Below are 22328 nucleotides of genomic sequence, written 5' to 3' on the forward strand. Positions count from 1 at the left end.
CGGCGGCGGAGCCGCCGGCTTCAAGCGAGAGCTTCGCTCTCGTCCTGCGCCTCCGAGCGTCCCGAAGGGACGCGAGGAGCCCGCGAGGGACGCGGTGAGCGCTCGGAGAGCGCGAACCGCGAGGCTGGGGAGGCGTGAGGTGCGGGGTAGGACGCAAAGGAGCAGTCGCGAGGACGAAGCCCGACGATATAAGGACCGCAATGAAGGAGTGGAACGACTGACTGAGGACCGCAACGAGTCGCGCGAGTCGTCGCGACTGGGGCTTTGGACGTGTTTTCCGCAGTCTTGTTCATCGCGCCAGCAACCATGATCCATCCACTATCACGCGATTCGTTCTATTAGCGGACGAACGCTGACACTCACGTCACGTCTTCGAGTCCATCAAAAAACCGGCAATTCGCGAACGCCGTCAGTCGTCCGACGGCGAGGTCTGCTGTTGCGTCCGCGTCGCCTGCGGCGTGAGGTCCTTGCGGCTGGCGTCCCACTCCGAGAGCCCGTAGACGAGCCCGTAGAGCATGGCGACGCCGATCGGCAGCAGGACGAGCGGCGTGATCCGGGTCGCGCCCCAGACGAGCAGCATCGTCGAGGCGACGAGGATGACGGTCACCGCGTAGTACATCTGGGTCCGCACGTGGTCGATGTGGTCCGCCCCCGTGAACGTCGACGACAGGATCGTCGTGTCCGAGATGGGCGAACAGTGGTCGCCGAAGATGGCGCCGCTGAACACCGTTCCCACCGCGACCGGCAGGAGCGTCGGGGCGGAGCCGCCGATGCTCCACGCCAGCGGGATGGCGATCGGCGTGACGATGGCCATCGTCCCCCAGGACGTCCCGGTGGAGAAGGCGATCACCGCCGAGGCGAAGAGGATGACGACGGGCAGCAGCATCGGGGAGATGATCGACTCCGCGACGTTGGTCACGTAGACGCCGGTCCCGAGCTCGGTCGTGACCGTGCCGATGGTCCACGCCATGACGAGGATGGACGCGGCGGTCAGCATCATGCTGAAGCCGTCGATGATCGTCTCCATCGCCTCCTCGAGGTCCATCAGGCCGCCGGCGACGCCGGTGATGAGCCCCATCGACACCATCGAGAACGAGCCCCACAGCAGGGCGTCGACGAACGCGGCGTTGCCGACGATGTCGATGAGCTCCGCGCCCTCGCCGGCCCCCGCGACTCCCGTGTAGAAGGAGCCGGCGAAGACGACGGCGATGAGCGAGCCTACGGGGATGACGAAGTACCGGAGCTGCGGCGAGTCGGTCGCCATCTCGCCCAGGCTCTCCTCCGCGCTCTGCATCGGGACGGCGTTGTCACGGAGCACCTTCCCGTGTTTCCACGAGCGGTGCTCGGCGTCGAGCATCTCGCCGAAGTCCCGCTGCGTGATGATCACGATCCCCACCATCACGATGGCGAACAGACAGTACATGTTGAACGGGATGCTCTGGAGGAACAGGCTGAACGCCTCGGGCGCCTGTCCGGAGATCCCGGCCGCCTCGTACCCCTGTTCGATCATGCTCAGCTGGTAGACGACCCAACTGGAGATGCCGAACGTCGCCACCGGCGCGGCGGTGGAGTCGATGATGTACGAGAGCTTCTCCCTCGACATCCGCATCTCGTCGGCCATGTCCCGCATCGTCGTGCCGACGATGGCGGTGTTGGAGTAGTCCCCGAAGAACCAGAGCATGCCGAAGATCCAGGTCGCGAGCCCGACTTTCCGTTGGGAGTCCAATCGGGCGGTGGCGGCGTTGGCGATGGCTTTCGCCCCGCCGAGCCGCCATATCATGGCGACCCCGCCGCCGAGGAACATCACGATCGTGAGGATCTTGGCGTTGAACAGGCTCTCGCCGAGCGACGAGACCGTCCAGTTGAGCGTCTGAATGACCCCGATGCTCCCCGTGTAGATGATCCCCCCGGACCAGATCCCGAGGAACAGCGCGAGGACGGCCCGACGGGTGACGATCGCCAGGACGATCGCCAGGAGCGGCGGGACGACCGATATCGCCCCGAACGTCTCGGCACCCGTCATCGGTTCCCTCCTACGTCGCGGCGCGTTTCGAGACGACGACCCCCGTCCACCGGGTCATCTCTCGGCCCGTACTCCGCTTCCGGTCGGGTAGTTAGGCTGGTTACGTGTAACATGTGCTACTCCCTACCATGTCCGGTGTAGTGTCGCGACAAGATCCATATAAACCCACCGATGTTTGAGCAAAATGTGTTAATACGAACAGGATCGGGGTAAACGGTGCTCGACTCGACGAATTCCGTCCCGTGATCGACGAGGTACGTCACGGTCTGTTTCGATCTGCTGGCGGATCGTTCGCCGTCGAGACGGCGCGCGGTCGGTCTCGGCCTCCATGGAGGCGTCGGATCGCCGGCTCCGCGGGTCACTCCGTGATCCACAGCGCCGCCGCCACGAGCGCGGCCAGCGCGACGGCGCCCGCGAGCACCGCGAACGCGGAACGGAACCCGGCGACGTCGGCGGTCGCGCCGACGATCCCCGGCGCGAGCGCGCCGGCCCCCATGAGGAGCGTGCGGATCACGCCGAGTCCGCCGCCGGCGATCCGATCGGGAAGCACCTCGACGAGATAGGCACCCCGGACGGGACGATACCCGTGCGATCCGATCCCGAACGCCGCGACGAGCACGCCGAGAGCGAGCGGTCCGGCGTCGGCGAGAACGACGACGGCGACGAGCGAGACCGCCGCCAGCCCGAGCGCGATCGTCATCACCGGGAGCCGCCCGAGCCGGTCGGAGAGGTCGCCGGAGACGAGCTGGACGAACGTGACCGCGAACAGCACCGAGTACAGCAGGCTCGCCGTCGAGGCGGAGAGCCCGGCGGCGCGCGAGAGGTACAGCGGGAAGAAGGCGACGGCCCCGTTGTACGCGAACGAGGAGGCGATCGTCACGAGCACGAACGCCGTCATCCGCCGGTCGCGAAACAACGCGAGGTAGTCGCGCGCGCTCGGCTCGGGCCCGCCGCGACGCTCCCCGCGGTCGGCGTTCTCGGGGAGCCGGTCCGGAACCCGGAGGGCGAACGCGGCCGCCACCGCGAGGACGACGACCCCGGAGACGACGAACAGCCCGCGCCAGCGCGTGCCCGGAAGCCGGTCCAGCAGGCCCGCGAGGAACGGGGGCGCGGAGAGGAAGAGGACGACCGCCGCGGGCGCGGCGACCCCGCCGAGCGCGCCGATCGTGTCGTGCGCGCCGAGCGCGCGCCCCGTCCGCGCCGGGTAGACGCGCGCGAGCAGCCGCACGGCGACCGTCTTGTGCGCGCCCGTCCCGCCGCCGATGACGAGCATGACGGCCGCGAGCGCGACGAAGGGGGCGTCGACGGCGAGCGCGAGCGCGCCGAGGCCCGCCACCACCGCGCCGGCGGCCATCACCCGCACCGCGCCGACCCGGTCGGCGAGCGCGCCGCTCGGGAACTGCATCAGCGCGTACACGAGCATGAACCCGGTGTAGGCGGTCCCGACCGCGGCGTTGCTCACGCCGTAGCTCGCCCGGAGCGGCTCGAACAGCGGCGGGAAGGCGTACCGGAGGAACTTGCCGAGGAACCACAGAAGCGCCGTCAACAGGAGCACGTCGTACGCGGCGAGCCGCCGGAGGTCCATCGGCCGCCCTTGTCCGGTGGGACGGTTAAACCGGCGGAAGTCGGCAGCGTTGGCGACCAGGGGAACTCGGTCCGGAGCCGCGTCCGGCCTACCCGAACGGTCCCTTGCCGCCGCCCATCATGTCGCCGAGGCCGCCACCGCCGCCGCCGCCCATCTTCTTCATCATGCGTTGCATGTCGCCCTCGCCCATCCCCTGGAACTGCTCGATGGTCCGCTCCATCATCGAGTGCTGTTCGAGCAGCTGGCGGACCGTCTCCTCGTCGGTCCCCGAACCGCGGGCGATCCGGCGGGTCCGCTCCTGGCCGACGACGCGGGGGTTCTCCAGCTCCTCGTCGGTCATCGAGTCCATGATGCGCTCGAACTTGCGCATCCGGTCCTGGGTGACGTCCATCGCGTCGTCGGGCAGCTGGTCCATCATCCCGCCGCCGAGTCCGGGGATCATGTCCATCACCTGGTCCAAGGGCCCCATCCGGTTCATCGCGTCCATCTGTTTTTTCATGTCCTTCAGGGTGAAGTTCCCCTCCAGCATGTCCTCCGGGTCCCAGTCGTCGTCCTCCTCCTGGGTCTCCTGCATCGCGCGCTCGACGCGCTCGGAGAGCTGTTTCAGGTCGCCCATCCCGAGCAGCCGCGAGATGAACCCGGAGGGCTCGAACCGCTCGATGTCCTGAACCGTCTCGCCGGAGCCGAGGAAGGCGATGGACGAGCCCGTCTCGTTGACGGCGGTGAGCGCTCCCCCGCCCTTCGCGGTCCCGTCGAGCTTGGTGATCACGACGCCGTCGATCCCGATCGACTCCTCGAACTGGCGGGCCTGCTCTTTGGCTCCCTGGCCGATGGCGGCGTCGAGCACGAGCAGCGAGCGGTCGGGGTCGACCTCGCGTTCGATCTCCTCGATCTCGGCGATGAGGTCGTCCTCGAGGGCGTGTCGGCCCGCCGTGTCGACGATGCGCACGTCGGCGTCGGCGGTCGCCTCCATCCCCTCGCGGGCGATCTCGACCGGGTCGTCGGCGTCGGGGTCGCCGTAGAAGTCGACCTCCGCCCGATCGGCCATCTGTTCCGCCTGGTCGTACGCGCCGGGGCGGAAGGTGTCCGTCTGGATCACCGCCGGGCGGAGCCCCTTCGTCGAGAACCACCACGCCATCTTGGCGGCGGAGGTGGTCTTCCCGGAGCCCTGAAGCCCGGCGAGGAGGATCGTCTGCGGCTCCAGCGGCAGCGCCGTGGAGTCGCCGACCAGTTCGACCATCTCCTCGTAGACGATCTTGAGGACGTGGTCGCGGGCGGTCGTGCCGCCGGGCGGCTCCTCCTCCAGCGCGCGCGTCTCTATCGAGTCCGACAGGTCCATCACGAGGGAGACGTCGACGTCGGCGGAGAGCAGCGAGCGCTGGATCTCCTTGACGATCTCCTCGACGTCGTCCTCGTCGAGCCGCGTCTTCCCCTGGAGCGTGTCGAGGCTGCTCCGCAGGGACGTTCCGAGGTCGTCGAGCACCATTTGTCGAAGGTAGGCGGGCCACGCGGTAAAGGCTTTGTTCGTCGCCCGAGCGGCGGGGCCGGCGGCACGCTTTACCGGTCGTCGTCCGTGGTTCGGCTCGATGAACTACGACTGCGTGCTTCGGAACGGGCGGATCGTGGACGGGACCGGGTCGCCGTGGTACCGCGGTGACGTCGCCGTCGCCGACGGTCGGATCGCCGCGGTCGGGGCGGTCGCGGGCGAGGGGGACGCCGAGGTCGACCTCGACGGCGACGTGATCGCACCGGGGTTCATCGACGTCCACACCCACTCCGACTTCACGCTCCCGGCGAACCGCGAGGCACACAGCAAGGTCCGACAGGGCGTGACCCTCGAGGTCGTCGGGAACTGCGGGACGAGCGCCGCCCCGCGGTACGGGGCGGCTGCCCGCTCCGTCGACGACTGGTTCGAGAGCGGCGGGCTCGGGGACGAGGTGGATCCCGACGCGTGGGAGTCGATGGCCGACTACCTCGCGTTCCTCGACGCGGACGGCCTCTCGCTCAACGTCGGCTCGCTCGTCGGCCACGGAAACGTCCGCGCGGCGGTGTTGGGCCACGAGGACCGCGCTCCGTCGGCCGACGAGGTCGACGAGATGCGCGACCTCGTCGCCGAGGCGATGGCCGACGGGGCGGTCGGGCTCTCCACCGGCCTCTTCTACCCGCCGGGGTGTTACGCCGACGTCGACGAGGTCGTCGCGCTCGCCGAGGTCGCGGCCGACCACGGCGGCCTCTACGCCACCCACATGCGCTCCGAGAGCGACGGCCTCCTCGAGAGCGTCGAGGAGGCCATCGAGGTCGGCCGCCGGGCGGACGTGCCGGTACAGGTGTCCCACCACAAGGCCATCGGCCCCGACAACTGGGGCACGGTCAGGGCCACCCTCCGCCGGATGGAGCTCGTCCGCGAGCGGGAGGGAATCGACGTCCAGTGTGACCAGTACCCGTACGTCGCGTCCTCGACGAGCCTCGGGGCGTTCCTCCCCGACTGGGCCCACGACGGCGGCGACGACGCACTCCTCGAGCGGCTCCGCGACCCCGAGACGCGGGCGCGGATCCGCGCGGACCTGAAGACGGAGCGCACCGCCGACTGGGACGGCGTCCTCGTGACCGGGGTCCAGAACCCCGACCTGAAACACGTCGAGGGGAGGACGATCGCCGAGCTCGCGGCGCGGGACGGCGAGGAGCGAGAGCCGGCGGCGATCCTCCTCGACGTCGTCCTCGAGGACGAGAACCGGACGATGCACGTCAGCTTCGGCATGGACGAGGCGGACGTGCGGACCGTCCTGCGTCACGACCTCACGATGGTCGGCAGCGACGGCTCCGCGCTCCGCCGGTCCGGCCCGCTCGGCGAGGGCGTCCCGCACCCGCGCAGCTACGGGACGTTCCCCCGCGTGCTCGGCCGCTACGTCCGCGAGGAGGGCGTGATCTCCCTCGAGCGCGCCGTCCACAAGATGACGGGGATGCCCGCCGCCAGGCTGGGGCTCGACGACCGCGGCGTGGTGAAGCGGGACGCCCGCGCCGACCTGACGGCGTTCGACCCCGAGACCGTCGAACAGACCGGGGACTTCCTCGACCCCGCCGTCTACCCCGCCGGCGTGGAACACGTCCTCGTCAACGGGACGTTCGTCGTCCGCGACGGCGACCACACCGGCGCGCGCCCCGGCGACGTGATCGGCGCGGCGTAACGGTCGGCGTCGTGACCGACGGTGACGATCGGGGCCGCGACCGACCGGCGCGACGTCCCGATCGGTGGCGCGACCGACCGGCGTGTCGTGACCGGCCGGCGCGTCGCCGCGGCGGGAGCGATCCGTACCCCGAAACTTATTGTACGATTGGTATCTGTTGCCGGTATGGCCGACCCCGCACACATCCGAGACGACTTCCCGATACTGGACCGGGAGGTCGACGGTGAACCGCTCGTCTACCTCGACAACGCCGCGACGACGCAGACGCCGACGCAGGTGTACGACGTGTTCCGCGAGTACTACGAGGAGTACAACGCCAACATACACCGCGGGATCCACGGACTGAGCCACGAGGCGTCGGTCGCCTACGAGGAGGCACACGAGCGGATCGCGGAGTTCGTCGGCGCGAGCGGCGGGCTCGAGGAGATCGTGTTCACGAAGAACGCGACGGAGGCCGTGAACATCGTCGCCTACGGGATGGGGATGCAGGAGTTCGGCCCCGGCGACAACGTGGTGGTCACGGAGATGGAACACCACGCCTCGCTCGTCACCTGGCAGCAGGTCGCCCGCCGCACCGGCGCGGAGATCCGGTACGTCCGGGTCGACGAGGAGGGCCACCTCGACATGGAGCACGCGGCCGAGCTGATCGACGACGACACCCGAATGCTGTCGGTCGCACACGTCTCGAACGTCCTGGGGACCGTGAACCCCGTCGCCGAGCTCGCCGACCTCGCCCACGACCACGGCGCGCTCGTCTTCCTCGACGGGGCGCAGTCGGTGCCGAACAGGCCCGTCGACGTCGACGATCTGGACGTCGACTTCCTCGCCTTCTCGGGGCACAAGATGTGCGGGCCGACCGGGATCGGCGCGCTGTACGGGAAACGGCACCTCCTCGAGGAGATGGAGCCGTACCTCTACGGCGGCGAGATGATCCGGAAGGTGACCTTCGAGGAGTCGACCTGGGAGGACCTGCCGTGGAAGTTCGAGGCCGGGACGCCGCCGATAGCCGAGGGGATCGCGCTCGCGGCCGCCGCCGACTACCTCGACGGGATCGGGATGGAGGCCGTCGCGGCCCACGAGAACGAGCTCGCCCAGTACGCGATGGACCGGCTCGCGGAGCGCGACGACGTGGCGGTCTACGGCGTCCCGCGCGGCGAGGAGCGCTCCGGGCTCGTGGCCTTCAACGTCGACGGCGTCCACGGCCACGACCTCTCCTCCGTGTTGAACGACCACGGGATCGCCGTCCGCGCCGGCGACCACTGTACGCAGCCGCTCCACGACCGGCTCGACGTGCCGGGCTCCGTGCGGGCCTCCTTTTACGTCTACAACACCGAGCGGGAGGTCGACGCCCTGATCGATGCGCTGGAGGGCGCTCGGGAGCGTCGCGACGAACTCGTCGCCTCCGACCGCTTCCACGACCGCTTCGCCGACCACTACCACGCGCCGCGGAACGCGGGGGCGATCGCCGACCCGACGTTCACCAAGGACGCGGCGGAGACCTCCTGTGGCGACGACGGCGAGTTCTTCGTCGAGATCGACGACGGGCGGATCGCCGACGTCGGCTTCGAGAGCGAGAGCTGCGCCGTGAGCACCGCGGTCGCGAGCATGGTCTCCGAGGCGCTCCGCGGCGAGCCGGTCGAGCGTGCGCTCGAGGCCGAGGAGATCGTCGAGGGGCTCGTCGACGGCCACTACCCGGACCTGCGCCGGGACTGCGTGCGCGGTCCCGGCGAGGTGATAGCCGAGGCGGCCCGCGACCACCTCGACGCGCGGCACCCGGCGACCGCCCGGACGGACTGACGCCGGGAAGGGGCGTCGTCGGCGCCGGACGCGGTCAGTCGCGTCGGTTATCGCTATGGCGGTTATCGCTATTCTCGAGCAGCCGCGCGCCCGCGGGATGCGTGTGACAGACGGCGGGGTCGTAGCCGGCGTCGGAGAGCCCGGTCCCGAGCGCGAAGACGGTACGGCCGAGCATCGCCATCGCGGCGGAGCCGCCGTCCCCCTCGCTTCCGTCGCCGGCGGTCCCGTCGCCGTCCGGGTCGCTGGCGCGGTCCACCGCCTCGATCGCCTCCGCGACCTCGGGGACGAGCAGGTCCGCCCGCGCCGCGAACTCGCGGGAGGCGTCCATCAGCGTCGGGAGCCGCGGATCCGCCCGGAGTCGCGAGAGCGCCCGCTCGCCCGCGGCGGTGAGCGCGGCGGTGTCGCCGGCGAGCACCGCCTCGGTCGACAGCTCGCCGAAGGTGACGTACTCGATGCGGGCGTGTGCGGGGATCCCGTCGAGGGCCCCGTGGCCCGGTGCGCCGGGCTCCAGCCGGATCGGGACGCCGCCGCGGGCCTGTGCGACGACGTCGCCGAGGCCGGTCCCGCGTTCGACCTCGGCCTCGTGGGCGATGCGGACGAGCTCGTTCTCGGAGCGGCCCCGGTCGGCGACCGCGTTGGCGGCGAGGGCGGTCCCCAGCGCCGCCGCCCCCGAGACGCCGAAGCCGGCGCCGAGCGGGAGGTCGGTCTCGACGTCGACGCGCGCGCACACGTCGAGCGCGGCGAGCACGTCCGCGACCGCGCCGATCGAGGCCGGCTCGCCGTCGAGGGTGATCGGGGCGGAAGCGTCGGCGGTGGCGGACGCGTCGCCGGCGGCGAGCGCCTCGGGATCGTCGATCGTCTCGACCGTCACGTCGACCCCGTCGGAGAGAGTGAGTCCGGCACCGCGGGACCCCGCGACGGCCGGGTCCGCGGCCGGGTGCGCGCTGAAGAAGGCGGTGACGTGGCCGGGGACGAACGCGGTCGCCCGCTTCCCGTTCATGGATCGGCCCACGCGAAGCCGCCGATTAATCGTTGTCATCCGCGACCGTCCGACACCGCAGCCGGTAAGTAGCGGCCGAGAGAAGCGGTCGGCATGCGACGCCGCCTCCGCGCGCCGATCGCCGCCCTCCTGGCGACGTTCGTCCCCGGCCTCGGACACGCGTTTCTGGGGCGGTTCCGGCGGGCGATCGTGTGGCACGTGACGGTTCTCGGCGGCGCGGCGGCGCTGTACAGCCTTTCGGACGCGGGCCCGATCGACCCGAGCGGGTCGATCGGCGACGTCGCGGCCGCGGTGCCGCCGGGCGTCGCCCTCCCGATCTCGGTCCTGGTCGGACTCTCGGCGGTGGACGCGTACCTCGTCGCGCGGGCGGAGACCACGGAGGCGGATCGAGCCGGCGAGACGGCGGTCCGGCGGCAGGCGGCCGGCGGAAACGAGGGGGACGGCGACGGGAGCGTCGATCGCGGGGCCGGCGGCCCGCCGGACGGAGCCGGCGGGAGAGCGACGACCGCCGCGCCGGCCGGGAACGCCTCCGCGGCCGTCGAGTGTCCCCACTGCGGCCGGGAGACCGACGCCGACCTCGACTTCTGTCAGTGGTGTACGGAGCCGGTGCCGTGGGGCGACGGCGAGGAGTAGCCCGCCGTCGGCGCCTCGGCGGGGACTCCGACGTGGACCCGTCCCGGTCCGTCCCGCCGGAAGCGGAGCAGTGAAACGGTCGTGACCGTAATCCCGTCAGGACATGCGCTTCGGGACGCTCGCGGCGCTCGTCGCGGCGGTCACCCTCGCGTGTTTCGCCCTGTTGCTCCCGGCGTGCGTGGGGGCCGATCGGATCCGGTCGGTCGTCGGGGATCGCGACCGGCTCCGGCGACGGCTCCGGACCACCGCCCCCTACGCGGGCGGGCTGGCGGTCGTGCTCCTCCTCAACAAGGGGCTTCTCGACCGGATCGAGGCGTTCTCCCGACGGTACGGGCTCCGCCCGACGGAGCTGTTCTACGCCCTCGAGGGCGACTTCGTCGCGACCCTCCAGTCGGCGCTGCCGGACTGGGGACTCTACTACTTCGGACCGATGTACGTGGTCGGCTACGTCGTGGTGCTCGCCTTTCCGTTCGTCGCGTACCTGTTCGCGGCGAACGCCCGGCCGCTGAAGACGCTCGTGACCGCGTACGCGGTCAACTACGCCGCCGCGATCGTCTGTTACGGCGCGGTGTTGGCGTACGGCCCGCGCAACTACCACCGGCTCCCCGGCGCCGACCCGGACGCGGCGCGGGTCGAGGCGCCGCTGCTCGAGGCGTTCCCGGAGGTGACGCGGCTCACCGCGCGGGTGAACGTCGAGACGAACGTGTTCCCCTCGCTTCACACGGCGCTGTCGGTGACGGTCCTCCTCGTCGCGGTCTCGACGCACGAGGAGTTCCCGCGGTGGACGCCCGTCGCGGGCCTGCTCACGGGCAGCATCGTGGTCTCGACGATGTACCTCGGAACCCACTGGGCGATCGACGTGGTCGCCGGGGCCGCGCTCGCGGCCGGGAGCGTCGCCGTCGCCCGGCGGATCGTCTCCCGAACGGGGATCCGAGACGGCTGGTAGTTTCTCACGGCTGATAACTGCGCACGAACGCTCATATACGGTGACGAGAACCGTTCGGGTACGGACGCGAACGACGGACGGACAATGAGCCTGAATCCACGGAGATACGACGTACGGGAACTGCGCTGGCTCGCGGGAACGCGGGCGGGCGCGGACGAGGCGCCACGGGAGCGGCGGCTTCGTCGACCGAACCGGAACCACGCCGAGCAGGCGGCACGCTCGGCCGCGTTCCGGGAGGTCCTCGGGCGGCAACGCGGGCTGCGGCGGGTCGACGACGGGGAGCGCCCCTACCTGCGATCCGTACCGGGCGTGCCGGAGGCGGAGCGGGAGATCGCCGACTGGCTCGGCTATCTCGTCGACGTCGGCGGCCACCTGCGGAGCCGCGACGCGCTGGCGTACTACGCCGAGCTCGGGTGGGTCGCGCCGGCGGTCGCGGACGCGTTGGAACGCCGGCTCGCCGGCTTCGACGCCCCCCGACGCACCCGACCCTTCTCCCCCGCCGACCACCGGATCAGCCTCGTCTCCGTCGTCCGGATCGTTTCGTGTGCGAGTGAACAATGAGCGACGCAGAATCCACGGACACGACGGACTTCGACGACCAGGACGCCCCGACCCCGGTCGGGGTGAAACTCGGCAGCACCCGGACGGTGCTCGACCTCCCCGACGAGCGTGACGGACGCGAGCGACACTCGACGCTCACCTGTCTGGCGACCTACGAGGACGCCATCACGGGCGAGGAGAAGGCGTTGTACGGCCACGACGCCGCGGTGGAGTACCCCGACTCGGTGCGCTTCATGCTCCGGTCGGGACTCCCCGAGAACGACGACGGCGTCGCCGACGCCGAAGCGTTCTTCGAGGCCGTCGTGGACGCTCACGACGTCCCCGCGGACAGCGCGGTCGTCTACGCGGTACCGACCATCGACAACGAGGCCGGCGTCGAGAACCTCAAGGCGGTCATCGAGGGCTCGAGCGTCGGCGAGGCCGCGGTCCGGAGCTTCCCCGAGTCGCTCTGCGGGGCCATCCCCGCCTACGGCGACGGGCTCGACGCGATAGACGAGGTGTTCGTCTCGGTCAACATGGGCTCGACGACGCTCGAGGCCTGTGCGTACCGCCGCGGCGAGCAGCTCTCGCCGTTCTCGACCGGCTCGGTGACGGGCAACGAGGTCGACCGCTGGATCGTCGCCGCCGTCGAGGAGGAGAGCCAGGGCCGCGTCCACATCGACCGGACGACCGCCCGCGAGTACAAGGAGGAGCACGCCGACGTGTACGACTTCGAGCCGTTCACCGACGTGGTCCAACAGCCCGGCGGCGGCAGCCACGAGTTCACCGTCGACCGCGNNGCGGTCGACGTCGTCGCCAACGAGTTCCTGCCCGCGCTCGCGAACGACCACATGAAACCCTACCAGCTCGCGTTGGGTCGCCCGATCGCCGTCACCGGCGGGATGGCGTGTATCCCCGGACTCGCCGAGGAGTTCGAGAAGCGACTCTCGGCCGAACTCGACCGCGAGATCGAGGTCGTCACGCCCGACGACCCCGCGACCGCGGCCGCCGAGGGCGCGGCTCGCATCGCCGAGCGGCTGGTGTAGCGGCGGGACCCACACGCGACCGCTTTTTCGGCGCGACGCTCCCTCAGCGGAGCCGCCGCTCAGGGGGTTGCTCGCGGCGAACGTAGTTCCGGGCGGATTCGAACCGCGAAGGCTCGAATCCGCTCGCCTTCTGGGTTCGAACCGCTGGACGTATTTGCCGCTCACGGTGTTGCTCGCGGCGAAAGTAGTCCCGGGCGGATTCGAACCGCCGTCAATGGCTGACTTCGGGCATCCGGCGGGCGTCTCCGAAGAGACGACCCGTGATCGCGTCTCGGCCCCGAGCGCGGACGGATTCCCTCCAAAGGCCATTATGATTGGCCACTACACCACGGGACTGCGATCGAAGCTAACCGGGCCGGACTCAAGTAGGTTACCTTCCCGCGATCACGCGGGGGAGGTGATGCGTAGATTTATGTAGTTCGAAGAGACGTTCCGATCCAAACGACATGTCGAATCGATCAAACGACGGGCGGAGAGTCGGCGGCGGTTCGAGGCCCCGACGCTCGAAGGGCGAGAAGACGAGTCACGGTTCGCGTCACGGAACCGATCCGTCGGCTCGATCACGCGGCCCCTCGACGAGTGGGCGCTCCACGCGTTCGCCGGGAGTGGTTGGGTTCGGGCGGATCGCGATCTCCGTGTCGGGCATCGCGCTGTTGACCGCCACGAAGATGGCCGACGCGCTGACCACGGGCGTCGGCCTGCGGTTCGTCCCGAGCGTGTACGAAGCGAACCCCATGGTCGACGCGTTGTTTCGTCAAGTCGGGATCACGACCGGCCTGCTCGTGAGTTCGTGTGTCATCGTCGTCGCGATCACGCTCGTCACCGAGGTCGCCTCGATCGCCGTCTCGGTGCGGCGTCGAGACGGTCACCTGGCACCGATCGTCCGTCTCGTCGGATACGGACTCCCCTCGTCGCTTTTCGCGCTCGTCGCCGTGTACAACGCCACCGTTCTCGTCGCGGGGATCAGAGCCGTCGGGCTGTTTTGAATCCGGCTTCGAGTGGTGATACCGTCGAAAACCGGGACTCGATCACTCGAGGTCGAGTTCGTCCGGTGGCTTCATCGGGTTCGCCGAGTCGTCCGCGGTCCGAAGCGTCGGCTTCGCGAACGGGTTCCACGACTCGCTCGGGTCGATGCCGTCGAACGTCCGCTCACACGAGGGACAGACGGGCTCCGTCAGCATCGAGAGGTCGACCGTCGAATCGCAACTCTCACACCGACCCTCGTCGACGCCGAGCCGGAACGCCTCGCGTCGGAGATCGGCCAGGTCGCGTTGGCTCTCCTCAAAGGTCGAGACGTCCTCGATCGAGTGTGTGACGTCGTCGAGACGGGCCTCGAAGTCGTCGGTCGTCTCGAGCAGCCGCTCGAACAGCGCCTCGATCTCGTCGAACTCGCCGTCGACCCACCGCTCGAACTCCTCGAAGTTCGATTCGAGCTCGTGGAACTCCTCGTCTATCCAGCTCTGGAGTTCCCGGTGGTTCGACTCCAGCTCGTCGAGGCCCGCGTCGATCTCGTCGACACGTCGTTCGAGATCCGCGGCGTCGTCACCCGCGTCGGTCTTGAGCTCCTCGACCTGACGGTTGAGCCGGGTCAGGTCGTCGGTGATGCGGTCGGTGAACTGCTCCTGCCGTGAGCGCTGCTTTTCGACGTCCAGGGAGAGGTCGCCGACCTGTCGGCGGAGCTCCACGACCGACTGAGCCACGTCGAACTGGGCGTGAATCGAGCCGCGGAGGTCGTCGAACTCCCGTCGAAGCGACTCCCTCGATTCGATCTCGGGTCGAGCGTCACCCTCCCCCGAGTCGCCGGTCGTCGAATCGTCCGTCGTCGAATCGCCCGTCGCCGACGGGTCGTCGTCGTCACCCTCCGAGTCGTCCGCCGCCGATGGGTCCTCACCCTCCGCCGCGTCCCCGCCCGTCGACGACGTCGGCTCCGACGAGGCGGGATAAAGGGAGGGAGCCGCCGGGTCCCCGCTCACACGCTCCGGCGCGTCGTCGGGGGCGCTCGGGTCGGCCGGCCCGCCGACGGCGTCGGCGTCGGGGGCGAGTCCGTTGATCTCGTCGAGAACCCAGAACGCCGAGACGAGCTGGTTCAACAGCTCCCGTTCGTCGATGTCTCTGGCGTCCGCAGTGTGGGAAACCCACTCCTGAAACGCCTCGGAATCAACGGGCAGGTCTTCTCGCTGATCCCGAGGGTCAGACATAGCTATACGATCTAAGGTATCCGGGCTATTAATTATTTCGTCGTCGTGCGTCGAGCGCCACCGAGCGAGGGGTACACGCCGCCTCCCGGTTGCTCCCGTTTCGATATCGAGGCACGGCGGGACCGGTCGTCGCGGTGTGGGACGACCCCGTCCGGAGCCCGACGTCCTCGCCGGCGGGGACGTGGTCGACGGTGTCCTCGGATCGCCGGAGCGGGCGTCGTCGACCGATAGTGAATGTTCCCAGTAACTTTATTTGCCGCTGATCGTATTCCTCTATATACCAGAAACATGATCCGGCGTCGTCCCCTCGACCCGAGCGATACGTCGGTGACCACGGAGCGGAGCACGAGCGTGGACGACGTCAACATCCATGAGTGACGATGAGACGGCCGACGACGGATCTGCCGACGGGCGGTCCTCGAGGTTCGGAGAGATCTCTTCACGTCTCGACGAGGGGGAGGCGGACGAGAGCGACGAGCGCGATCTGACCGCGGAGGAGGCGGACGACGTCCTCGACTCGTGGGAGTGGATCGACGACCGCGACGACTCGGACGGACCGGCCGCGCCGGACGAGTCCGCCGGGATCGTCGATGCCGGGGACGGGACGGACGACGCGCCGGTCGAGCCCGATCCGCCCCGAGACACGCGGGACGAGTCGTCAGTTCATCCGGCGGACGGCGAGTCCGAAGGGGACGACGAGTCCAAGGGGGACGACGAGAGAGCGTCCCGAGTCTGGAACACGGGCCGGTCCGAGGGGGCCACCGGCGATGCGTCCGAGCCGGACGACGGGGGAGCCGACGCCGGTGTCGGCGGTACATCCGAGGTCGAAACGGACGAGGCGTCCCACGGGGACGACGAGTCACCGTTCGAGGTGGTCGAGTCACCCGCCGACGGACCCGAACCTCCCGCCGGAACGGACGACGATGGGTCCTCGACGTCGGGCGGCGATGGCGACCCGGCCTCGACCGCTCCGCGCGATCCCGACGGCGAGGGCGGGCCGAGCGACGACACCACGACCGATGACGACTCCGGGGAGACCGTGACCGACGACTCCGGAGAGACCGTGACCGACGACTCCGAGGGAACCTCGGCGGATGCCGCTCGTCCCGAGCCGACGTCGGCGGAGGCGGAGGAGCACGCGGGCAAGAAGAGACGGGTCTGGAGTTCCTCGGAGACGACGCGGGACGCGACCTCCTCGGACCGGGACGGCTCTCGGGAGGGATCCGAGCGCCCGACGCCGAGCGAGACGTTCGACGACGTCTCGGAGGACTCCGACGGGTACGAGCCGCCCAGGGGGCTGAACGCGACCCCCCAGACGAGCGTGCTCGTTCAGTGTGGTTCCCAGGACGACCGGAAGGACGCCGCCTGTGACGATCTGCTCGGCCTGTCGGCGGACGGGACGGAGCGGTCGGTGGTTCTCATCCAGTACCGGAAGGTCGACCCGGCGCGGCTGGAGCGGATCGCGGAGGAGTCCCGCCGGACGAAGCTCATCTCCGTCGGGTACTCCCAGACGATCCCCGGCTCGATCGAGGACGAGATCGAGACGGTGAAGATCAACAACCCGAACGACATCACGCGCCTGGGCATACTCGTCTCCGGAACCCTCGACGACTGGTCCTCGGTCGACGGGGAGACCGCGGTCTGTTACGACTCGTTGAACGTACTGCTCAAGTACAAGGACGTCCAGAGCACGTTCCGGTTCCTCCACGTGTTCCTCGGGACGCTCGACGGCGCGAACGCCGTCTCGCACTTCCACGTCGATCCGCTCGCGGGCGACCCACAGAACATCAACACGCTCAAACCGCTGTTCGACGAGGTCGTCTCCATCGACTCCATGGGAGTTCACCTAGAATGACCGGAGCCCCGTCATCGCTCCGGCGGGCCCGGCGCGATCGCCGGATCGAGGGAGGTAACCCGTGAGCGGCGTCGACCGCTCGATCCGCGTCCGGGCGTTCCTCGACCAGTGGTTCGCCGTGTTCCTCCTCGCGGCGATCCTCGTCGCGGCCGTCGGGGGGTGGTGGAGCGTCCAGGTCCACGCGACGCCCGAGGTCGAACGGGAGGAGGTGACCGTCAGCCAGTGGTCGGAGACGACCTCGTTCGAACACAGCTCGGTCATCGTCAACGAGTCGCTGGTGTTCAACGAGAGCGAACGGGTGGAGAACAGGCCGGTGTACTACGTGCGCCTGTCCGACGAGTTGGACGTGACCTACGTGTACGAACACACGGCGGAGGAGGGCTCCGTGAACGTGACGACCGACATGCGGCTGCTGTACCGGGGCGTCGAGGGGGAGGACGTCCTCTGGCAGTTCTCCGAGCCGCTCGCGAGCGAGCGCACGACGGGACTCACCGCCGACGGAAACCACACCGTGACCGCGACGGTGGTGATCGAGGACGTGTTCGAGAACATCAACACGGTCGAACAGCAGTTGGGGACCGCCGGGAGCATCGAGATACAGATCGTGTCGTCGTCGACCGTCGAGGGCACCCTCGGCGGGGAGTCGGTGAGCAGCACGTACGAGAGCACGATGCCGATCACGGTCAACCCACAGACGTTTCGCGTCCTCGAGACGAGCACGATCGACGAGTCCGGCCAGCGGACCGACACGATCGAGCGGCGGGTCGAGCCGAGTACCGCCGAGGCGTTCGGGTCGCTGCTTCTGGTCCTCGTCGGGATCGGCGGGGTCGGCGGGCTGCTCGCGGCGCGCGGAAGCGGGTACATCGACCTCTCGGCCGACGAGCGCGAACTCCTCGAGATCCACCAGCAGGAACAGGAGTTCTCGGAGTGGATCACCCGCGGGACGTTCCCGTCCGAGCGGGACTACGAGGCGACGATCCTCGTCGACGACCTCGAGGGGTTGGTCGACGTCGCGATAGACACGAACAAACGCGTGATCAAGGACGAACAGCTCGGCGTGAGCACCGTGCTCGACGGCGACTACATCTACGTCTTCGTCCGCCCCGACTCGCCCGCCGAGGACTGGCTCGTGAACTACGCGGACATGACGATGGACGAGTTCGACCAGTTCCAGGCCTGAGCGCGGTCGACGGGCGGCACGTGGGACCGCGGATCGGCCGGGCGGTCCGACGGTGAACGCCGGGGGACGGCCGCGACGACGCGGGCGTCAGTCGTCCTCCTCGTCGTCGTTGCCTCTTCCCCTTCCGTTCCCGTTGTTGCCCCTTCCGTTCCCGTTGTTGCCGTCCTCGTCGTCATCGTCGTCGTCGTCGTCATCGTCATCGTCGTCCTCGTCGTCGTCATCGTCATCGTCATCGTCGTCGTCGTCATCGTCCTCGTCGTCGTCGTCATCGTCCTCGTCGTCGCCGCTCTCGGAGTTCTTCCCGTCGATGTCGCCGCCGGCGGAGACGTCTCCCTCCACGGTCCCGTCCACCGTCACGTCGCCGTCGGCGGTCACGTCCCCGAGAACCGTGCCGCTGCTCTCGATCGTCACGTCGCCGGTGGCGGTCACGTCGCCCTCGACGGTTCCGCTTATCGTCACGTCGCCGTCGGCGTCGACGCTACCTCCGACGGTCGAGCCGTTGCTGACGGCGACGTCGCCGTCATCGTTCGTCGTCACGTCACCGGTCACCTTCGAGCCGTTTCCGACCGCGACGTCCCCGTTCGAGACGACGTCGCCGCCGACGTCGGTGTTTTTGAGCTCGCCGACCCCGCCGTCCGCCCGGATCGTACCGCACACCGTCGACGACTTGATCGAGACGTCACCGTCGCTGCCGGAGACCGTTATCACGTCGCCGCCGACCGCCGAGTTCTTCATCGATCCGCCGACGTCGCCGTTCGCGCGAACGGTCCCGCTGACCTCGGCATTGGTGAACGTCCCGATCCCGCCGTCCGACTCGATCCCGCCCGCGATCTTCGAGTTCTTGATCCCGACGTCGCCGTCGCTGCCGGAGACGGTAACCACGTCGCCGCCGACGACCGAGTTCTTCACCGTGGCGACGTCGCCGTTGGCCCGTGCCGTCTTCCCGACCTCGGCGTTCGTGAACGTCCCGATCCCGCCGCTGGCCTCGACCGCGCCCGTGATCGAGGTGTTCTTGATCCCGACGTCGCCGTCGCTTCCCTCGGTGGAGACGACGTCGCCGTCCACCTCCTCGTTGGTCAGACTGATGTCGCCGTCCCGGACGATCGAGTCACGCGCACGCTCCGAGACGGACACCGACACCTGCGGGAGCACCGGACAGCGGTCCGGTCCCGACCGGCGACAGGAGACGGTCGTCGACCGGACCAGTTCGACGGACTCGTTCGGGCTCGACGCGCGGATCCGAACCGACACCTCGTCGGTGACCGTCGATCCGCACGACAGCGTCGCCTGGATCTCGGCCTGCTCGCCCGGACCGAGCGTCCGGCTCGACACGCCGAGGTCGCCGTGGCCGATCCCGAGCGCGCCCGACGAGACCACGGACAGCCGATCGAGCGTGAGCGCCTGGTCGAACCGGTTCGTCAGGGTGAAGATCGGGACGGAGTCGCCGTGGCCGCCCGAGCCGGTCCGCGGCTCGACGCCGAGCAGCGCGTTCTCGTCGCCGGCCGTCTGGAGGTCGAGCCCCCGTCCGCCGGTCACCGACGAGAACGCGCCGGTGCTCTGGATCCCGGCCGCGCTGGCCCCGCCGGCGAGGAGCACGCCGAGGACGGTCCGGCGGCTCACGCCGCTGCCGCCCGACCGGCTCCTGTCTCGGCTACGTTTTCGTCCCATGAGTGGCTCTCGACCGGGGTGATCGAGCCGGTCGCGTTCGGCGAACGTAGCCGCTCCGGAGGTTTAGTATTTCGGTGCTTTCTCGCGGTATCGTCGTGCCTGACCGTCTTCAGGGCGGCTCGTCGATGTCGCCGAGGCGGTACCGACGGTTCTGTATCACCTGGGCGACGGAGGAGGCGAGAAAGACGGCGACGATGACCGCGGCCCAGCCGAGCGGAGGCACCGTCTCCGTCGGGATGAACCCGATCCAGACGCCCGCGAGGACGACGACGGAGAGAAGCGAGAGCCCGACGTAGTAGATCCCCCACGAGATCGACCCCTCGGGAACGACGTCGAGGTAGACGTCGAGCGTGGCCGCCTCGTCGGTGAGTTCGATCTCGTCGCCGTCGTACTCGATCATCCCCGCGTCGGCGAGCCGGTCGAGGTGCGTCTGCTGGAGCGAGGTGTACACGCGTTTGCGCTCGGCGGAGCTGAGCTCCGCGACCGACTTGTCCTGCTCGCGGGCGGCCACCCGCTCCGCGAGGTCCGAGAGCGTGAGCGGCTCCTCCGCCTGCTTACAGAAGTGGATGACGTACCGGCGGCGATGGTTGCTCAACAGGTCGTACAGTTCGTCCTTCTCGGGGCGCGTGTACTCGCGCTGGTCGGTGAGCGACACTCACGACACCTCCGAGGGGGATCGTGCCGGCTCGGACGCCCCGCCGGTCCCGGTCGGCGGAGGCGTTACCGACATTCTGGCACCCCCAGCGAGGCGGGACGAGAGATCGAGGGCCGTCCCGGAGAGAGGGCTCGTTCCAACGGCAGGCGGCGATACGCGCTCCCACACATACTGATACAGAGACTAACGTGACTCAGTATAATTATTCGGGTGTCGAGCCGGGATCACTCGAGTCCGAGCGCGCTCGCGACCGCGTCGGCGTCCGCGACGGTGATCGCGGCCGCGTCCTCGCGGAACGACCGGAACGTCTCGATGTGGTCGTTGATCGTCTCGGACGGCTCGTGTGGCCGAGGCGAAGACGGACGTAGAACATACGAACAGGAAAAACAACTCTGTCCTTCCTCGTGGAACCCGGTACCGAGCAGCGGTATCTCGTGCCAACTGCTCTGTTGACTCGATGGAAACGCTGCTATCCCTGGAGAACGTGAAACAAGATATGGGGCGCAAGAGACCGATAAGGATTCCGTGCCATCGAGCACGTTCTGTTGACTGGTCCATGCGCGAAAGAAGTCGAGCCATGGGCGCTACAGCCCGGATGCCGCGCTGCGCGGCATCCGGGAAAGCCCGAATAGGTGAATCTCTACTTCACGTGCTGGCGTCCCGAGTCACACGATCGCCTCTCCGAACGATGATGAACACTGGTCGGGCAGACAGACGAGGGAGCTGAGGGCCGCCAAACCGGCGGCCCTCAGCGGTCGGTCGGAGCCTTTCTTTAGCATCTGCCATCGCTAGACAGCGACCGCACCGCACACACGTTTCGACCGCCTACCGGCTGTGAAAAGAACAGATCCCCGGACAGTGTAATCATTTTGTCACTAGACGTGGTTTGGTCGGTTAGCAGCGTTTCCATAGGTGCTCATCGATTGTAAAACGAGTGCGATTCCAGACATACACTGTTCGATGAAACAACCGCACGATACACATCTCGGTTTGCAGGTTTTGGTGCGGAATCTCGACTATCTGACGGCTGTAGCGGCTGATAAAGGATACGACTGGGAAGCACTTCGGACGAGGTGCCGTGCTGAAAGTAGCACACCGCTGATTCCGAAACGCGGCCCCAGTTTCCGAGGATGGGCGAGAAACTTACTTATGCATGACCGGGCGTATAATCAGCGTTCGAACGCTGAATCGGTGTTTTTCGACTTACGACTGCGATACGACGAGACGCTGTGGTCGAGAACGAGGTTCGGTCAATTCCGCGAACTTGTCATGAAATCAGCGGTGCGAAATATTGAACGCGCGATCGAGGGAGCACACCGCTGAGCACTGGCGTCTAAACAAGGCCTAGAGAGTGGATGTAGCACAGGAGTTGGGCCATTCGGTCGCGTTAAGTTTGACGTGAATTGTGGTAGACGGCGATGCTTCGAGCCAATTTTGAACTGTCTCTAGCACGGCATTGCTGAAACTATTCGCAAACGATGATGTTCGTCGTTCTATTTCCCAAAAGACACGTTCGATGGCATTCCGATTTCCATGTCGAATGACTTGAAATCGATAGCCGTCTTCAGCGAGTCTTGTCGTCTGTTTATTTGCGGTTGGATAGAGACTCACGTGAAGGATCTCATTCGTCTGTGGATCTACCGCGTCGTACAGCCAGAACTGCTGGCCGTGGAGGCGGATCATCTTTTCGTCAACTGCGAGTTGATCCTCGGAGACGGTCGAGATCGGCTGTAGATCGGCTTTATGAACCCAGTTATGGATAGTGACGTGACTCCGATCGATCCCAAACAGTTCAAGATGCTTACTTACCTCACGTAGTGACATACCGGCTAAGTGACAGCGGATCCCTACTTCAATCGCCCAGCGCGGCGTTCGATCTCGCTCCACAAACGACAAGTCGATCCACGCGGTACGTTCGCTGAGGCGCTCGGTTTCGGCCATAGGCACTCTGAAGTCGAGCGCCTCATTCTCTAACTTAACGCGACGGGCCATTCCTGCCAAATACTAAACTATCCTA

Annotated in this window: 16 protein-coding genes, 1 tRNA gene and 2 pseudogenes; 10 read left to right on the forward strand and 9 right to left on the reverse strand. The window is 68.2% G+C overall.

All coding sequences use genetic code 11. The features are described 5' to 3' along the window. Positions 1-409: 409 nt before the first annotated feature. The 3 genes from DJ70_RS01545 to DJ70_RS01555 all read right to left on the reverse strand — a co-directional run bounded on the left by DJ70_RS01545 (position 410) and on the right by DJ70_RS01555 (position 5094). Positions 410-2023 (reverse strand): Na+/H+ antiporter NhaC family protein, encoded by a 1614-nt coding sequence (locus DJ70_RS01545; protein ID WP_094529543.1) that lies wholly within the window; start codon positions 2021-2023, stop codon positions 410-412. Between the two features lie 358 nt (positions 2024-2381). Beyond that, on the reverse strand, positions 2382-3608 hold the full coding sequence (locus tag DJ70_RS01550) for an MFS transporter (RefSeq protein ID WP_094529545.1): 1227 nt from the start codon (positions 3606-3608) through the stop codon (positions 2382-2384). A gap of 88 nt (positions 3609-3696) precedes the next feature. Next, positions 3697-5094, reverse strand: a complete 1398-nt coding sequence (locus DJ70_RS01555; RefSeq protein WP_094529547.1) for a signal recognition particle protein Srp54 — start codon at positions 5092-5094, stop codon at positions 3697-3699. A 100-nt stretch (positions 5095-5194) separates the two neighbouring features. Between DJ70_RS01555 and DJ70_RS01560 the strand changes: the two genes are divergently transcribed. Together DJ70_RS01560 and DJ70_RS01565 are read left to right on the forward strand one after the other, a co-directional pair. Beyond that, on the forward strand, positions 5195-6793 hold the full coding sequence (locus DJ70_RS01560) for an N-acyl-D-amino-acid deacylase family protein (protein ID WP_179233919.1): 1599 nt from the start codon (positions 5195-5197) through the stop codon (positions 6791-6793). Between the two features lie 165 nt (positions 6794-6958). Next, positions 6959-8590, forward strand: coding sequence for a SufS family cysteine desulfurase (locus tag DJ70_RS01565; protein WP_094529549.1), 1632 nt, complete (start codon positions 6959-6961; stop codon positions 8588-8590). Between the two features lie 34 nt (positions 8591-8624). On the opposite strand, the gene DJ70_RS01570 is transcribed toward DJ70_RS01565, so the two are convergent. Continuing rightward, positions 8625-9590 carry a pantoate kinase gene (locus DJ70_RS01570; RefSeq protein ID WP_094529550.1) on the reverse strand — a complete coding sequence of 322 codons (966 nt, stop codon included), beginning with the start codon at positions 9588-9590 and terminating at the stop codon, positions 8625-8627. 93 nt (positions 9591-9683) lie between these two features. Here DJ70_RS01570 and DJ70_RS01575 point away from each other — a divergent pair, with 93 nt between their 5' ends. The 4 genes from DJ70_RS01575 to DJ70_RS01590 all read left to right on the forward strand — a co-directional run bounded on the left by DJ70_RS01575 (position 9684) and on the right by DJ70_RS01590 (position 12755). Beyond that, positions 9684-10223 carry a zinc ribbon domain-containing protein gene (locus tag DJ70_RS01575; protein WP_094529552.1) on the forward strand — a complete coding sequence of 180 codons (540 nt, stop codon included), beginning with the start codon at positions 9684-9686 and terminating at the stop codon, positions 10221-10223. Positions 10224-10326: 103 nt separating this feature from the next. Further along, entirely contained in the window at positions 10327-11169 is an 843-nt protein-coding gene (locus tag DJ70_RS01580; protein WP_094529554.1) for a phosphatase PAP2 family protein, read from the forward strand. Between the two features lie 84 nt (positions 11170-11253). Then, entirely contained in the window at positions 11254-11730 is a 477-nt protein-coding gene (locus tag DJ70_RS01585; protein ID WP_094529556.1) for a FlaD/FlaE family flagellar protein, read from the forward strand. Continuing rightward, complete coding sequence (locus tag DJ70_RS01590; RefSeq protein ID WP_094529558.1) at positions 11727-12755, forward strand: hypothetical protein; 1029 nt, start codon at positions 11727-11729, stop codon at positions 12753-12755. The genes DJ70_RS01585 and DJ70_RS01590 overlap by 4 nt, the downstream gene beginning before the upstream one ends. 185 nt (positions 12756-12940) lie before the next feature. Here DJ70_RS01590 and DJ70_RS01595 read toward each other — a convergent pair. Beyond that, positions 12941-13091 (reverse strand) — tRNA-Gln (locus DJ70_RS01595). A 299-nt stretch (positions 13092-13390) separates the two neighbouring features. Between DJ70_RS01595 and DJ70_RS01600 the strand changes: the two genes are divergently transcribed. Then, complete coding sequence (locus DJ70_RS01600; protein WP_218827777.1) at positions 13391-13741, forward strand: hypothetical protein; 351 nt, start codon at positions 13391-13393, stop codon at positions 13739-13741. Between the two features lie 42 nt (positions 13742-13783). Here DJ70_RS01600 and DJ70_RS01605 read toward each other — a convergent pair whose 3' ends face one another. Continuing rightward, positions 13784-14953 carry a hypothetical protein gene (locus DJ70_RS01605; protein WP_094529561.1) on the reverse strand — a complete coding sequence of 390 codons (1170 nt, stop codon included), beginning with the start codon at positions 14951-14953 and terminating at the stop codon, positions 13784-13786. Positions 14954-15323: 370 nt separating this feature from the next. Here DJ70_RS01605 and DJ70_RS01610 point away from each other — a divergent pair, with 370 nt between their 5' ends. Together DJ70_RS01610 and DJ70_RS01615 are read left to right on the forward strand one after the other, a co-directional pair. Further along, positions 15324-16808, forward strand: a complete 1485-nt coding sequence (locus DJ70_RS01610) for a DUF7504 family protein (protein WP_094529563.1) — start codon at positions 15324-15326, stop codon at positions 16806-16808. Between the two features lie 61 nt (positions 16809-16869). Continuing rightward, a complete protein-coding gene (locus DJ70_RS01615; RefSeq protein ID WP_094529565.1) occupies positions 16870-17988 on the forward strand; it encodes a DUF5305 domain-containing protein in 1119 nt (372 codons plus the stop codon). A gap of 87 nt (positions 17989-18075) precedes the next feature. On the opposite strand, the gene DJ70_RS01620 is transcribed toward DJ70_RS01615, so the two are convergent. Together DJ70_RS01620 and DJ70_RS01625 are read right to left on the reverse strand one after the other, a co-directional pair. Then, positions 18076-19656, reverse strand: a complete 1581-nt coding sequence (locus DJ70_RS01620; RefSeq protein WP_143420891.1) for a polymer-forming cytoskeletal protein — start codon at positions 19654-19656, stop codon at positions 18076-18078. 109 nt (positions 19657-19765) lie between these two features. Next, entirely contained in the window at positions 19766-20311 is a 546-nt protein-coding gene (locus DJ70_RS01625) for a DUF7344 domain-containing protein (protein ID WP_094529569.1), read from the reverse strand. A gap of 915 nt (positions 20312-21226) precedes the next feature. Between DJ70_RS01625 and DJ70_RS17995 the strand changes: the two are divergent. Next, positions 21227-21634 (forward strand): annotated as a pseudogene (locus tag DJ70_RS17995) (transposase); the annotation flags it as partial. 64 nt (positions 21635-21698) lie between these two features. Here DJ70_RS17995 and DJ70_RS01635 read toward each other — a convergent pair. After that, positions 21699-22252 (reverse strand): annotated as a pseudogene (locus DJ70_RS01635) (IS6 family transposase). Between the last annotated feature and the right edge of the window lie 76 nt (positions 22253-22328).

The sequence above is a fragment of the Halorubrum halodurans genome, assembly GCF_002252985.1.
Taxonomy (GTDB): domain Archaea; phylum Halobacteriota; class Halobacteria; order Halobacteriales; family Haloferacaceae; genus Halorubrum; species Halorubrum halodurans.

What these genes read in the sequence shown, in the direction of transcription:
- DJ70_RS01545 (WP_094529543.1), bottom strand. Translation starts at nt 2,023, where the DNA reads ATGACGGGTGCCGAGACGTTCGGGGCGATATCGGTCGTCCCGCCGCTC.
- DJ70_RS01550 (WP_094529545.1), bottom strand. Translation starts at nt 3,608, where the DNA reads ATGGACCTCCGGCGGCTCGCCGCGTACGACGTGCTCCTGTTGACGGCG.
- DJ70_RS01555 (WP_094529547.1), bottom strand. Translation starts at nt 5,094, where the DNA reads ATGGTGCTCGACGACCTCGGAACGTCCCTGCGGAGCAGCCTCGACACG.
- DJ70_RS01560 (WP_179233919.1), top strand. Translation starts at nt 5,195, where the DNA reads ATGAACTACGACTGCGTGCTTCGGAACGGGCGGATCGTGGACGGGACC.
- DJ70_RS01565 (WP_094529549.1), top strand. Translation starts at nt 6,959, where the DNA reads ATGGCCGACCCCGCACACATCCGAGACGACTTCCCGATACTGGACCGG.
- DJ70_RS01570 (WP_094529550.1), bottom strand. Translation starts at nt 9,590, where the DNA reads ATGAACGGGAAGCGGGCGACCGCGTTCGTCCCCGGCCACGTCACCGCC.
- DJ70_RS01575 (WP_094529552.1), top strand. Translation starts at nt 9,684, where the DNA reads ATGCGACGCCGCCTCCGCGCGCCGATCGCCGCCCTCCTGGCGACGTTC.
- DJ70_RS01580 (WP_094529554.1), top strand. Translation starts at nt 10,327, where the DNA reads ATGCGCTTCGGGACGCTCGCGGCGCTCGTCGCGGCGGTCACCCTCGCG.
- DJ70_RS01585 (WP_094529556.1), top strand. Translation starts at nt 11,254, where the DNA reads ATGAGCCTGAATCCACGGAGATACGACGTACGGGAACTGCGCTGGCTC.
- DJ70_RS01605 (WP_094529561.1), bottom strand. Translation starts at nt 14,953, where the DNA reads ATGTCTGACCCTCGGGATCAGCGAGAAGACCTGCCCGTTGATTCCGAG.
- DJ70_RS01610 (WP_094529563.1), top strand. Translation starts at nt 15,324, where the DNA reads ATGAGTGACGATGAGACGGCCGACGACGGATCTGCCGACGGGCGGTCC.
- DJ70_RS01620 (WP_143420891.1), bottom strand. Translation starts at nt 19,656, where the DNA reads ATGGGACGAAAACGTAGCCGAGACAGGAGCCGGTCGGGCGGCAGCGGC.